The organism is Streptomyces sp. SP18CS02 (genome assembly GCF_036322365.1).
Taxonomy (GTDB): Bacteria; Actinomycetota; Actinomycetes; order Streptomycetales; family Streptomycetaceae; genus Streptomyces.
Genome location: NZ_JAQYXC010000294.1, coordinates 163,309 through 175,884 on the forward strand (window position 1 = coordinate 163,309; position 12,576 = coordinate 175,884).

General features: G+C 73.6%; 9 protein-coding genes. 4 read left to right on the top strand and 5 right to left on the bottom strand.

Annotated elements, in window-relative coordinates; all coding sequences use genetic code 11:
• Window positions 1-6: 6 nt before the first annotated feature.
• Both PUR26_RS25100 and PUR26_RS25105 read right to left on the bottom strand, forming a co-directional pair.
• Window positions 7-486 (bottom strand): DUF2771 domain-containing protein, encoded by a 480-nt coding sequence (locus PUR26_RS25100; RefSeq protein ID WP_329875267.1) that lies wholly within the window; start codon window positions 484-486, stop codon window positions 7-9.
• A 27-nt stretch (window positions 487-513) separates the two neighbouring features.
• A complete protein-coding gene (locus PUR26_RS25105) occupies window positions 514-1,860 on the bottom strand; it encodes an MFS transporter (protein ID WP_329875269.1) in 1,347 nt (448 codons plus the stop codon).
• A 286-nt stretch (window positions 1,861-2,146) separates the two neighbouring features.
• Here PUR26_RS25105 and PUR26_RS25110 point away from each other — a divergent pair, with 286 nt between their 5' ends.
• Both PUR26_RS25110 and PUR26_RS25115 read left to right on the top strand, forming a co-directional pair.
• Window positions 2,147-3,070, top strand: coding sequence for a DUF3027 domain-containing protein (locus PUR26_RS25110; protein WP_329875271.1), 924 nt, complete (start codon window positions 2,147-2,149; stop codon window positions 3,068-3,070).
• Between the two features lie 550 nt (window positions 3,071-3,620).
• Window positions 3,621-6,734, top strand: a complete 3,114-nt coding sequence (locus tag PUR26_RS25115) for a sacsin N-terminal ATP-binding-like domain-containing protein (protein ID WP_329875864.1) — start codon at window positions 3,621-3,623, stop codon at window positions 6,732-6,734.
• Between the two features lie 85 nt (window positions 6,735-6,819).
• On the opposite strand, the gene PUR26_RS25120 is transcribed toward PUR26_RS25115, so the two are convergent.
• Together PUR26_RS25120 and PUR26_RS25125 are read right to left on the bottom strand one after the other, a co-directional pair.
• On the bottom strand, window positions 6,820-9,348 hold the full coding sequence (locus PUR26_RS25120; RefSeq protein ID WP_329875273.1) for an HAD-IC family P-type ATPase: 2,529 nt from the start codon (window positions 9,346-9,348) through the stop codon (window positions 6,820-6,822).
• Between the two features lie 404 nt (window positions 9,349-9,752).
• Entirely contained in the window at window positions 9,753-10,046 is a 294-nt protein-coding gene (locus PUR26_RS25125) for a DUF2530 domain-containing protein (RefSeq protein WP_329875275.1), read from the bottom strand.
• A 212-nt stretch (window positions 10,047-10,258) separates the two neighbouring features.
• Between PUR26_RS25125 and PUR26_RS25130 the strand changes: the two genes are divergently transcribed.
• On the top strand, window positions 10,259-11,713 hold the full coding sequence (locus tag PUR26_RS25130) for an NCS2 family permease (RefSeq protein ID WP_329875277.1): 1,455 nt from the start codon (window positions 10,259-10,261) through the stop codon (window positions 11,711-11,713).
• 81 nt (window positions 11,714-11,794) lie between these two features.
• On the opposite strand, the gene PUR26_RS25135 is transcribed toward PUR26_RS25130, so the two are convergent.
• Window positions 11,795-11,986: a ribbon-helix-helix protein, CopG family gene (locus PUR26_RS25135; protein WP_329875279.1), complete on the bottom strand. Its 192-nt coding sequence runs from the start codon at window positions 11,984-11,986 to the stop codon at window positions 11,795-11,797.
• A 133-nt stretch (window positions 11,987-12,119) separates the two neighbouring features.
• Between PUR26_RS25135 and PUR26_RS25140 the strand changes: the two genes are divergently transcribed.
• Entirely contained in the window at window positions 12,120-12,557 is a 438-nt protein-coding gene (locus PUR26_RS25140) for a MarR family winged helix-turn-helix transcriptional regulator (RefSeq protein WP_329875281.1), read from the top strand.
• The last annotated feature ends 19 nt before the right edge of the window (window positions 12,558-12,576 follow it).

The following is a 12,576-nucleotide window of genomic DNA, read 5'->3' on the forward strand; positions in this document are numbered from 1 at the left end:
GCAGGGTCAGGACGCCTTCTTCAGCTCGAAGTGCCAGATGCCGGTCAGCTTCTTCCCGCTGGTCTCGACGATGCTGATCTGGACGGTGTTGGCCACTTCGCCGGTCGCGCTGGAGAAGAAGGCGTTGGCCGGAATGGTCCGGTAGGTCTTCTTGTACGGCTCCTGCTCGGCCTGCTGGCCGGAGAGGAACAGGGTCCAGCCGTTCTCGGCGATCTCCGGGTCGACACCGAAGTGGACCTTGTCGTCCATGGCGACCGTGATGGTCTTCTTGGCCTTCTTGTTCAGGCACGACTGGATCTGCGACTGCTTGATCGCTTCGCCGTCGTTGTAACAGGTCGCCTCGGTGTTCACCGACTCCGTCCCGACCGTCACGGTCGCGAGCGGCGTCGGCTTGTCGCAGGCGGAGAGTACGAGGAGGCCGGCGGAGACGGCACCCAGAGCGACGCCGGCCCGGCGGGCCCTACCGGAAATGAACGCAACGGTCATGGGCCGAAGGCTATCGGTCGTCCCGCGTCACGCCACGCGGGGGTGCGGCGTGCCGCGCCGTCCGGCCGTCAGCAGCCCCCGTACCGTCACCGCCGCGCCCGTCGCGAGGATCGCGGCGGCCACCGACATGCCCAGTGCGCCGTTCAGCGGCAGGGCGATCCCGACGGCGCCCCCCACCACCCACGACATCTGCAACAGCGTCTCGGACCGGGCGAAGGCCGACGTGCGCACCGACTCCGGCACGTCCCGCTGGATCAGCGCGTCCAGCGACAGCTTCGACAGGGCCTGCGACAGCCCCGCCACCGCGCCCAGGACCGCCACGGCCACGCCGCTGAAGAACACCGCCGCGCAGACCGCCGCCGACAGCGCGAGCGTCAGCATGGTGGCGATGATCACCTCGGGGGCCCGCGACCTGAGCCACGCGCCGATCGCCGTGCCGCACGCGTTGCCGACGCCCGCGGCCACTCCGACGATGCCCAGGGACACGGCCGCGCTCTGCCCGGCGAGGGGGTGCTCGCGCAGCAGGAACGCCAGGAAGAAGATCAGGAAGCCGGAGAGCGCGCGATGGGCGGCGTTCGCCTGGAGACCGTGCAGCACGGACGGGCCGACCGTCCGCAGACTCGGCCGCTTCTCGCCGTGCGTCAGCATGTGGGCCTTGCGCTCACCCTTGGCCGAATCGACCTTGGGCGGCATCGACATCGCGAGGAACGTTCCTCCGACGAACAGCGCGCACGCCCCGTACAACGGCCACTGCGGCCCGATCAGCTGGAGCCCGGCCCCGGCCGGGGCCGCCGCGCCCGTCGCCAGCAGGCCCGCGAGCGTCACCCTCGAATTGGCCTTCACCAGGGAGAACCCGGGGGGCAGCAGCCGGGGCACCACGGCCGATCTGACGACCCCGTACGCCTTCGAGGCGACCAGCACCCCCAGCGCCGCCGGATACAGCTCCAGGCCGCCGGTGGCGACCGCCCCCGACATCGCGATCGCCAGCGTCGCCCGGGTGAGCATGGCGCCCGCCATCGCCGCGCGCCGGCCGTGCGGGAGCCGGTCCAGGAGCGGACCGATGACCGGGGCCAGGAGGGTGAAGGGCGCCATCGTGATCGCCAGATAGAGTGCGACCCGGCCGCGTGCCTCGTCCGTCGGTACGGAGAAGAAGACCGTGGACGCCAGCGCGACCGTGATCATCACGTCACCGGCGCCGTTCACGGCGTGCAGCTCGATCAGCTTGCCGAGGCCCGACTCGCCCGCGCCATGGGCGTGCGTCGCTTTTCGGATACCCCGGGCAGCGCCGGTGAACGGCAGTCGCAGGGCACGACCGAACTGCCGGCCCGCCCTCCGGAGCGGCCCGGCACCTTCGGACGACCTCGCGGCTGCCACCCCGTCATAGTGCCCCAGCAGCCCGTCTCGCGAACCGTGATGAGGGCTACTTGGGGCGGGCAGGTGGGCGGGGGGCGACAGAGGGGGTAGCGTGCGTAGCGCGCCACCGGCGGAAGTTCTCGGCCGCGCGCCTCTTCGGCATCCCGCAGAATGGATGACGTTAGGTGTGCCCGAGACATGTCTGGGCGCGGACGTCGATGCGGCCCTCTGGTCCGCTCCGCCCGCCGCCCTTGCACGCGAATCGGCCGGCGCATCTGAGAGACGGCGTAGGAGAGAAGCGAGACCTGTGAGTGCTGCGACGACGCGAAGCCGTACCCCGCGTACCCCCGCCCCGGACCGCCTGTGCGCCGAGGCCGTAGACCTCGCCAGGGAGGCGGCCGAGGAGGCCGCGGCACCGGGCATCGTCGGCGCACACGTGGGCACGGTCGCCGAGGGTGACCGGGTCGTCACGCATCTCTTCGAGTGCGAGCAGTTCGGCTACCGGGGCTGGCGGTGGGCCGTCACGGTCACCCGGGCCTCCCGGGCCAAGGCCGTCACCCTGGACGAGACCGTCCTGCTGCCCGGACCCGACGCGCTCCTCGCACCCGAGTGGGTGCCCTGGAGCGAGCGGCTGCGGCCGGGGGACATGGGCCCCGGCGACCTGCTGCCGACCGAGGCCGACGACCTGCGCCTGGAGCCCGGCTACTCCGGCGATGACGCGCCGCCGCCGGACTCCGCGGTGTCGGACGAGATGGCGGAGCTCGTCGACGCGGAGGACGCGGAGTTCGTCTCCCGAACCCCCTCGCGGGGCTCCATCGCGGCCGTCGCCGAGGAGCTCGGCATGCGCCGGGCCCGGGTCCTGTCGCGGTACGGGCTGCACACCGCGGCCGACCGGTGGGAGGAGTCCTTCGGGGCGAAGACCCCGATGGCCCAGGCGGCCCCTGCGGCCTGTCTCTCCTGCGGGTTCCTGGTGCCGCTCGGCGGGTCGCTGAAGCAGGCGTTCGGCCTGTGCGCCAACGAGTTCTCCCCGGCCGACGGGCGGGTCGTCTCCCTCACCTACGGGTGCGGCGGCCACTCCGAGGCCGCGGTCATGCCCAAGCCCCCGCGGCCGGCGCCCCCGGTACTGGACTCGCTCGGCACGGACGCGTTCCCGCTGCGTCCGGCACGGGACAGCGGCTCGGTCCCGGCGACCTCCCAGGACGAGGCGTCCGAGGACCTCGGCCACAGCTGACCCGCGCCCGTGAGGGCCGGCGGGGAGCCGGGGCCGCTTCGGGTGTCGCCGCTCCGGCCGGCCCGCGCCCGCGAGGGCCGGCGCCCGCGGGCACGGCGTCCGTCTGGCCTCCGGGCCGCACCCCGGGACCGGTCGGCGGTACCGGCCGCCGGCTCCCCGGGCCGGTCCGGGTGCCGGTCGCGTCGCGCCGCGGTCATCCGTACGGGCGGGCCCTGCCGCGCCCCGGTGGCCGTGACGCACACCCTCTTTCGGGGCAGGCTCCGGCGGGTGCCCGGACCGGACCGCACGGCCGGGACCCCGGCCGTGCTCCGGGGCGCCGGGAATCGGCCCCCGGCACCGGGCCGCCGCGTACGGAGGGGAGACGCGGTCCCGGCCCCATAATTGCCTCCCGCCGCCGGGACCGGGGCGGGGCGGCCACCGACGTTAGGCGCGCACCCCGTCGGGCAGGCGCACCCGTGTGTCCGCGATACGTTCGGGCCGCGCGCAGCACAGCACACCACCGCGGGACGCGGTAGACGTGACATCCAAGAGAGTGGAGCACAGCGTGAGCGTGAGGGCGACGGCGACCGAGGGGGCCGACCCGTTCGGAACGGCCAGGCTGCGGCGCGGGGTGCTCGACGCCTGGGGCGCCGGCCCCGCACGGTTCCGGGAGGACGCCAACGCGGAGGAGGACCTGGCCCTCGGCGGCTACCGGGACCGGCTCGTCGTCGAGCTGGCCCAGAACGCCGCCGACGCCGCCGCCCGCGCGGGGGTCACCGGACGGCTGCGGCTGACCCTGCACCCGGCGGACGCGGACGGCCCCGCCGTGCTGGCGGCGGCCAACACCGGCGCGCCGCTGGACGCCACCGGCGTCGAATCGCTGAGCACCCTGCGCGCGTCCGCCAAGCGGGAGGGCCACGAGGGCGCGGTCGGCCGCTTCGGCGTCGGCTTCGCCGCGGTGCTCGCCGTGAGCGACGAGCCGGCGGTGGTCGGCCGGCACGGCGGCGTGCGCTGGTCGCTGCGCGAGGCCCGCGACCTGGCCGCCCAGGCCGCGTTCGCCAGCCCCGGGCTGGGCGACGAGCTGCGCCGCCGCGACGGTCACGTACCGCTGCTGCGGCTGCCGCTGCCCGCCGAGGGCACCGCCCCCGACGGATACGACACGGTGGTCATCCTGCCGCTGCGCGACGCCGGCGCGGCCGACCTGGTCGAACGCCTCCTCGCCGGCATCGACGACGCCCTGCTGCTCACCCTGCCGGGCCTCTCCGAGGTCGTCGTCGAGACCCCGGCCGGAACGCGGACGCTGAGCCGCTCGCAGCACGACGACTACGTCCACATCGACGACAGCGCCACCGGGACCCACCGCTGGCGCACGGTCACCCGGCACGGCGCGATCGAACCGGAGCTGCTCAAGGACCGGCCGGTCGAGGAGCGGCTGCGCCCGCACTGGTCGGTCACCTGGGCCGTCCCGGTGGACGCCGAGGGCGCCCCCGAGCGCCCCCGCACGGCCCCGGTCGTGCACGCGCCGACCCCCACCGACGAGCCCCTGGGCATCCCCGCGCTGCTCATCGCCTCGTTCCCGCTGGACACCACGCGCCGCCACCCGGCGCCCGGCCCGCTCACCGGCTTCCTGGTACGCCGCGCGGCCGACGCGTACGCCGAACTCCTCGGCGCCTGGCAGCCCGTGTCGACCGGCACGATCGACCTGGTGCCCGGCCCGCTGGGCAAGGGCGAGCTCGACGGGGCCCTGCGGGCCGCCGTGCTGGAGCTGCTCCCGCGCGTCGCGTTCCTCGCGCCCGCCGCCCCCTCCGAGGAGCTCGTCGCCCTGCGCCCGTTCGAGGCGGAGGTCGTCGAGGGCGCCGGGTCCGACACCGTGCGGGTGCTCGCCGAGGTGCTGCCGACGCTGCTGCCCGCCGGGCTGGAGCGCCGGACCGAGCTGCGCGCCCTCGGTGTCGGGCGGCTGCCGCTCGGCGACGCGATCGACCGGATCGCGGGCGTGGAGCGCCCGCCCCTGTGGTGGCACCGGCTGTACGAGACGCTCGCGGGCGTCGACCCCGACCGGCTGTCGGGCCTGCCCGTGCCGCTCGCCGGCGGCCGCACCGCGACCGGCCCGCGCCAGGTGCTGCTGCCGCTGCCCGACACCCCGGCCGACCTCACCCGGCTGGGTCTGAAGGTCGCCCACCCCGACGCCGCCCACCCGCTGCTGGAGAAGCTCGGCGCCCTGCCCGCGACCCCGCGCGCGGTGCTGACCACCCCGCAGGTGCGGGCCGCCGTCGCGGGTTCCATGGAGGCCGGGGAGGTCTGGTTCGACGGCGTCGGGGACGAGGCGGCGCCGGACGCGGAGGAGCTCGCCGAGACGGTCCTCACCCTCGTACGGGACGCGGGGCTGGAGCCGGGCGACGAGCCGTGGCTGGGCGCGCTCGCGCTGCCCGACGAGGACGGGGAGCTCGCGCCCGCCGGTGAACTGGTCCTGCCCGGAAGCGCCTTCGCCTCCGTCATGCGCGAGGACGAACTGGCCCTGTGCGACGCCGAGCTGGCCGGCCGCTGGGGCGAGCAGCCGCTCGCCGCGTGCGGCGTGCTCGCGGACTTCGCCCTCGTACGGGCCACCGACGTCGTGCTGGACCCCGACGAACTGGAGCCCCGCGAAGGGGACTTCGCCGAGCCCGACGACGCGGGGCTGCTCGACGCGGTCGACGTCTGGTGCGAGGACGTCCTCGACCGGCTGCCGGACACCCCGGTGCCGCCGGTCGCCACCGAGATCATCGCCGTACGGGACCTGGACCTGGTCGACGACGACGCCTGGCCCCGGGCGCTCGCCCTGCTGGCCCGGCCGCCGCTGCGCGACGCCCTCACCCAGCCGGTGCGCGTCCTGCTGCCGGACGGCACGACCGAGACCGTCCGCTCCTACACCGCGTGGTGGCTGCGCGACCACCCGGTGCTCGGCGGCCGCCGCCCGGCCGGCCTGCGCGCGGCGGGCGGCGACCCGTTGCTGCACGGCCTGTACGACGCGGCCGACGCGACCGGCTTCGAGGACGAGCAGGTGCTGCGCGCCCTCGGCGTGCGGACGTCCGTCGCGGCGCTCCTGGACGAGCCGGGCGGCGCGGCCGAGCTGCTGTCCCGGCTCGCCGATCCGGAGCGCGAGGTGAGCGCGGCGCAGCTGCACGCGCTGTACACGGCGCTGGCCGACCTCGACCCCGAGCAGGTGACCCTCCCCGACGAGCTGCGCGCGGTCGTCGACGGCCGGGTGCGGGTGGTGGACGCCGCCGACGCGCTGGTCGCCGACGCGCCGGACCTGCTGCCGCTGGCCGCCGGGCGTCCGCTGCTGCCGGTCTCCCCGACGCGGGCGGCCGACCTGGCGGAGCTGTTCCAGGTGCGGCGGCTGAGCGAGGAGGTCGAGGCGGACGTCACCTCCGACGGCGAGGAGCACGACGTGCCGGACGCGGTGCACGCCCTGCTGGGGCCCGGTACGCCCGCGACCTATCTGGAGCACGAGGAGCTGCGCGCGGGCGGGGTCGAGCTGGACTGGCGCCGCACCCCGGACGGCACCCTGCACGCGGCCACCCTGGAGGGCGTCGCCGCCGGTCTGGCCTGGGCGGCGGGCCAGTGGCCGCGCCGCTTCGAGGTGGCGGCGCTGCTGGAGGACCCGTCCCGCACGGAGGAGCTGGCCCGGGACCGCTGGTTCGACTGACGGGACCGCCGGGCCGGAGGGGGGCCGGGACGCCGCCCCCTGTCCGGCCCCTCAGGCGGGAGCCGGGACGCCGCCCCCGTCCACCTCAGGCGGGGAACCTGCGGTCGACCCACCGCCAGGCGAGCTCCAGGACCGCGCCGCCCGCCGCCGCGACCCCCACCGCCGCCCACGGCATCGTCGTGCCCACCAGCCGCAGGGCGAAGAAGGTCTGGAGCCAGGGCACGACGAGCACCACCAGGAACGCCAGGCCCATCGCCGCGACCAGCCCGACCCGCCACCACGTGTAGGGGCGGGCGATGATCGCCAGCACCCAGAGGGACACCAGGAACAGCGTCAGCGTCGCGGCGCTGGTCTCCGCGCCGAGGGCGTCCGGGCCGCTGTAGTGGGCGCGCGCCAGCAGATACGTGCAGAAGGTGGCCGCGGCCGCCACGATGCCGCTCGGGATGGCGTAGCGCATCACCCGGCGCACGAAGTGCGGCCTGGCCCGCTCCTTGTTCGGCGCCAGGGCCAGGAAGAAGGCGGGCACGCCGATGGTGAGCGTGGACAGCAGCGTCAGGTGGCGGGGCAGGAACGGGTAGTCGACGCCGCTGCACACGACGAGGATCGCCAGCAGCGCCGAGTAGACGGTCTTGCTGAGGAAGAGCGTCGCGACCCGGGTGATGTTGCCGATGACCCGGCGGCCCTCGGCCACGACCGAGGGCAGTGCGGCGAAGCTGTTGTCGAGCAGGACGATCTGGGCGACGGCCCGGGTCGCCTCGGAGCCGGAGCCCATGGCGACGCCGATGTCGGCGTCCTTGAGGGCCAGGACGTCGTTGACGCCGTCGCCCGTCATGGCGACCGTGTGGCCGCGCGACTGGAGCGCGCCGACCATGTCCCGCTTCTGCCGCGGGGTGACCCGGCCGAAGACGGCGCCCTCGTCGAGCGCCTTCGCCATCTGCTCCCGCTCCTGGGGGAGGCGGCGGGCGTCCACGGTCCGGTCGGAGCCGGGCAGGCCGAGCTTTCCGGCGACCGCGCCGACCGAGACGGCGTTGTCACCCGAGATGACCTTGGCGGCCACGTCCTGGTCGGCGAAGTAGGCGAGGGTGTCCGCGGCGTCGGGGCGCAGCCGTTGCTCCAGGACGACGAGGGCGGCGGCCCGGGCGCCCGCCGCCACCTGGGGGTCGGTGAGTTCGCCGTGGACGCGGGCGAGGAGCAGCACCCGCAGGCCCTGCTGGTTGAGGTCCTCGATCCCTTCGAGCTCCGGGTCGTCCTCGGGCAGCAGCACGTCGGGCGCGCCGAGCAGCCAGGTGCTGGTGCGGCCGTCGCCCTCGCTGAAGGCCGCCCCGCTGTACTGGCGGGCGGAGGAGAAGGGCAGCGACTCGGTGCAGCGCCAGTCGTCGCTGTCCGGGTAGGCGTCGATGACGGCCTGGAGGGAGGTGTTGGGCCGGGGGTCGGACTCACCGAGCGCGCCGAGGACCTTGCGCAGGTACGCCTCGTCCGAGCCGCCCCGGTCCGCCGGGTCCCCGCCCTGCCGCGAGGCGTCGGACGCGGAGCCGAGGATCCTCAGCTCCGTGACGTCCATGGCGCCCTCGGTGAGGGTGCCGGTCTTGTCGAGGCAGACGACGTCGACGCGGGCGAGGCCCTCGATGGCGGGCAGTTCCTGGACGAGGCACTGCTTGCGGCCGAGCCGGATGACGCCGATGGCGAAGGCGACCGAGGTGAGCAGGACCAGGCCCTCGGGGATCATCGGGACGATGCCGCCGACGGTCCGGGCGACGGAGCCCTTGAAGTCGGTGTCCTTGACGACGAGCTGGCTGATGACGAGCCCGGTGGCGGTCGGGACCATCATCCACGTCACGTACTTGAGGATCGTCGAGATGCCCGAGCGCAGCTCGGACTGGACGAGGGTGAAGCGGGACGCCTCCTCGGCGAGCTGCGCGGCGTACGCCTCCCGGCCCACCTTGGTGGCGGTGAACGCGCCGCCGCCCGCGACGACGAAGCTGCCCGACATGACGATGTCGCCGGGCTTCTTGACCACGGGGTCCGCCTCGCCCGTCAGCAGCGACTCGTCGATCTCCAGACTGTCCGCCTCGGCGACCTCGCCGTCGACCACGACCTTGTCCCCCGGGCCGAGTTCGATGCAGTCGCCCAGCACGATCCCGGACGTCGGCACCGGCGTCGACGTGCCGTCGCGCCGGACGGTGGGCCTGGCCTCGCCTATGACGGCCAGGCTGTCGAGGGTCTTCTTGGCGCGCAGTTCCTGGATGATGCCGATGCCGGTGTTGGCGATGATCACGAAGCCGAAGAGGCTGTCCTGGATCGGCGCGACGATCAGCATGATCACCCAGAGGACGCCGATGATGGCGTTGAAGCGGGTGAGGACGTTGCCCCTGATGATGTCGGCGGTGGAGCGGGAGCTGCGGACCGGGACGTCGTTGACCTCGCCCCGGGCGACCCGCTCGGCGACCTCGGCGGAGGTGAGCCCCCCCGCCCGGTGCCGGACGCGTGGCCGGGGCGGGGTCATCGGGTGCACGGGGTCGAGCTCCGCGCCGGCGTCGATGGCGGGCGCCGTTCCGCCCGATTCCGAGCCGTCCGGTTCCGTTCCGTCCGTGTGGATCTTCGCCCGCTGCCTCATGGTTCCGACGGTACGGCCGCGGGGGCGCGTTCACCCGCCGAGCGGCACGAAGATCCGACCGTGGTAGGACACGAATGGTCCCCCGGCCGTAGGGGGTGTCCCGCCGATCGTGCCGGGGTCGCGACGCCTGGCACCCCGCTCCCTCGTAGCCCTTCGGGCACGGGAGGTGCCCCCACCGCGTGGCCACTCTCCTCCGCCGTGCGACGCGTCCCCTCGGCCCCGGAGGGTCTGGGGATGCCCCGGGCACCGAACGCCGCTCACCGGTCCGGACCGATCACCGGTCCGGACCGATCCGAGCGGCGGGGAAGGAAGCAGGCCCGTGCGGGCGGGGCCGGGTGGGGCCGGGTGGGGCCGGGTGGGGCCGAGGGGGCCGAGTGGGGGCCGGGCCCCGGGGTTTCGCTCCGTCAGGCGGTCGGGCCGGTGGCCGCGCCGTCGATCGCCGCGTCGCCCTGGCGCGCCGCGTCGCGCTTGATCGCGGCGTCGCGCCTGCGGACGTACCAGATGCCCACCAGTCCGAGGCCCGCGCCCGCCAGGCAGGTCCACACCCACCACGCCAGGTCGCGGTCGTCGAACCAGCCGTAGAAGGGGAGCTGGACCAGGAAGAGGACGAACCAGATGACCGTCCCGCCGGTGATGGTCGCGACGACGGGCCCCTCCAGGGGGTCAGGTGCCTCGTACTTGGGGGTCCACTTCGCCATGCGTTCAGTGTAGGCCGGGCGCCGCCGGGGTCCGGAGGGTCCGCAGCGCCCAGGTGGGGCAAGGGTCTACGCGCGGAGATAGCGATCTTCGCTTGATGTATTCATACTGAAACGGCTTACGTCTGACTGGTTTTGTTCGTGTGAATGTACAAAACCGATCATCCGGAAGTCACCCCCATCCCATTCCGCTTCCCGTACCTCTGAGGTTTCGCATGCCCTCCTCGGCCACTGCCCCGGTGGACACCGGCGCCCAGCCGCCCGGCCACCAGCAGCCGACCAACGGCCTGGACCGCTTCTTCAAGATCTCGGAGCGCGGCTCCACGGTCGCCCGTGAGGTACGCGGCGGATTCGCGACCTTCTTCGCGATGGCCTACATCATCGTGCTGAACCCGATCATCCTCGGCAGCGCCAAGGACATGTACGGGCACCAGCTCGACAGTGGCCAGCTGGTCACCGCCACCGTGCTGACCGCCGCGTTCTCCACGCTGCTCATGGGTGTCATCGGCAACGTGCCGATCGCCCTGGCCGCCGGTCTCGGCGTCAACACGGTCGTCGCCCTCCAGCTCGCGCCCCGCATGTCGTGGCCCGACGCGATGGGCATGGTCGTCCTCGCGGGCTTCGTCGTCATGCTCCTGGTCGCCACGGGCCTGCGCGAGCGCGTGATGAGCGCCGTCCCCGTCGGCCTGCGCAAGGGCATCGCGATCGGCATCGGCCTGTTCATCATGCTGATCGGCCTGGTCGACTCGGGCTTCGTCTCCCGCATCCCGGACGCCGCCCACACCACCGTCCCGCTCCAGCTGGGCACCGGCGGGCACCTCACCGGCTGGCCGATCCTGGTCTTCGTCCTCGGCACGCTGCTCACCCTGGCGCTGATCATCCGCAAGGTGCCGGGCGCCATCCTCATCTCCATCGTCGTGATGACGATCGTCGCGATGGTCATCAACGCGGTCGCGACCGTCCCCTCCTGGGGTCTGACCACCCCGACGTGGCCCGGCAACCCGGTGGCCACGCCCGACTTCGGTCTGGTGGGTCGCTTCAGCCTGTTCGGCGGCTTCGAGAAGGTCGGCGTCCTCACCGGCTGCCTCTTCGTCTTCACCGTCCTGCTGTCCTGCTTCTTCGACGCGATGGGCACCATCCTCGGCGTCGGCGACGAGGCCAAGCTGATGGACAAGGAAGGCCACTTCCCCGGCATCAACAAGGTCCTGCTGGTCGACGGTGTCGCCGTCGCCGCCGGTGGCGCCACCTCGTCCTCGGCCAGCACCTGCTTCGTCGAGTCCACGGCCGGCGTCGGCGAGGGGGCCCGTACCGGCCTGGCGTCCGTCGTCTCGGGCGCGCTCTTCGCGGTCGCGCTGTTCCTGACGCCGGTGGCCACGATGGTCCCGTCCCAGGCGGCCACCCCCGCCCTGCTGGCGGTCGGCTTCCTGATCCTGGCCGGGTCCGTCAAGGACATCGACTGGAGCGACTTCACCATCGCGGTGCCCGCGTTCCTGGCCATGATGATGATGCCGTTCACCTACTCGATCACCAACGGCATCGGCATCGGCTTCATCGCCTTCAGCGTGCTGCGGCTCGCCGCCGGGCGTGGCCGGGAGGTCCCCGTCGCGATGTACGTGGTGTCGGCGGTCTTCGTCTTCTACTACGCCATGCCGGCCCTGGGTCTCACATAACAACCGGCCTCACCGGCCCCACCTGGCAGTCGCGGCCCACCGGCCTCATCGGCCCCACCTCATGGTCGGGGCCCACCGGCCTCACGTGGGCCGCGTCAGCCCGTAGAACCTCTCCGTCTCGTCGACCGCCGCCTCGAAGCGTTCGTCGAAGTCGTCGCGAATGAGCGTCCGGACCACATAGTCCTGGACGCTCATTCCGCTTCTGGCGGCATGCCGCTTGACCCGGTCGAGCAGCTCACCGTCTATCCGCAGGCTGAGCACTGTCGATGCCATGCCGGTCAGGGTGACCGGCATGGCCTGGTCCGCGCGTCACTTTCCGGCCTGCACTCACCCCTTCGGGTGACGGTCCCGGGAGTGGTCCCCCTCGGCTGGTCTTTAGACTGGGTAATGAGTTATGCTAATGAACATGCCTGACCTTTCCCACGGCGACGACGTGGCCGCCGTGAACGCCCTGCGCTCGGCCGTCATGCGGCTGGGCCGACGCCTGAAGCACCAGCGCGTCGACGAGTCGCTGAGCCCGACCGAGATGTCGGTCCTCGGCACCCTCTCCCTGTGCGGCTCGGCCACCCCCGGCGAGCTGGCCCGCAAGGAGCACGTACAGCCGCCGTCGATGACCCGCATCGTGGCGCTGCTCGAAGCCAAGGGACTGGTCCTGCTGGAGCCGCACCCCGACGACCGCCGGCAGAAGGTGGTCAGCCCGACCGAGGTGGCCGAGGCCATGCTCGAAGAGTCCCGCCGCAAGCGGAACGCCTGGCTGGCGACCCTCGTCGAGGGCCTGGACGAGGACGAGTGGGCCAAGCTTCGCGAGGCCGCCCCCGTACTGGAGAAGCTCGCACATCTGTAGACCCCGGACGCCGAGGAGG

Coding starts and splice junctions, on each gene's coding strand:
- PUR26_RS25100 (WP_329875267.1), bottom strand. CDS start 486: ATGACCGTTGCGTTCATTTCCGGTAGGGCCCGCCGGGCCGGCGTCGCT.
- PUR26_RS25140 (WP_329875281.1), top strand. CDS start 12,120: ATGCCTGACCTTTCCCACGGCGACGACGTGGCCGCCGTGAACGCCCTG.
- PUR26_RS25135 (WP_329875279.1), bottom strand. CDS start 11,986: ATGGCATCGACAGTGCTCAGCCTGCGGATAGACGGTGAGCTGCTCGAC.
- PUR26_RS25125 (WP_329875275.1), bottom strand. CDS start 10,046: ATGGCGAAGTGGACCCCCAAGTACGAGGCACCTGACCCCCTGGAGGGG.
- PUR26_RS25130 (WP_329875277.1), top strand. CDS start 10,259: ATGCCCTCCTCGGCCACTGCCCCGGTGGACACCGGCGCCCAGCCGCCC.
- PUR26_RS25120 (WP_329875273.1), bottom strand. CDS start 9,348: ATGAGGCAGCGGGCGAAGATCCACACGGACGGAACGGAACCGGACGGC.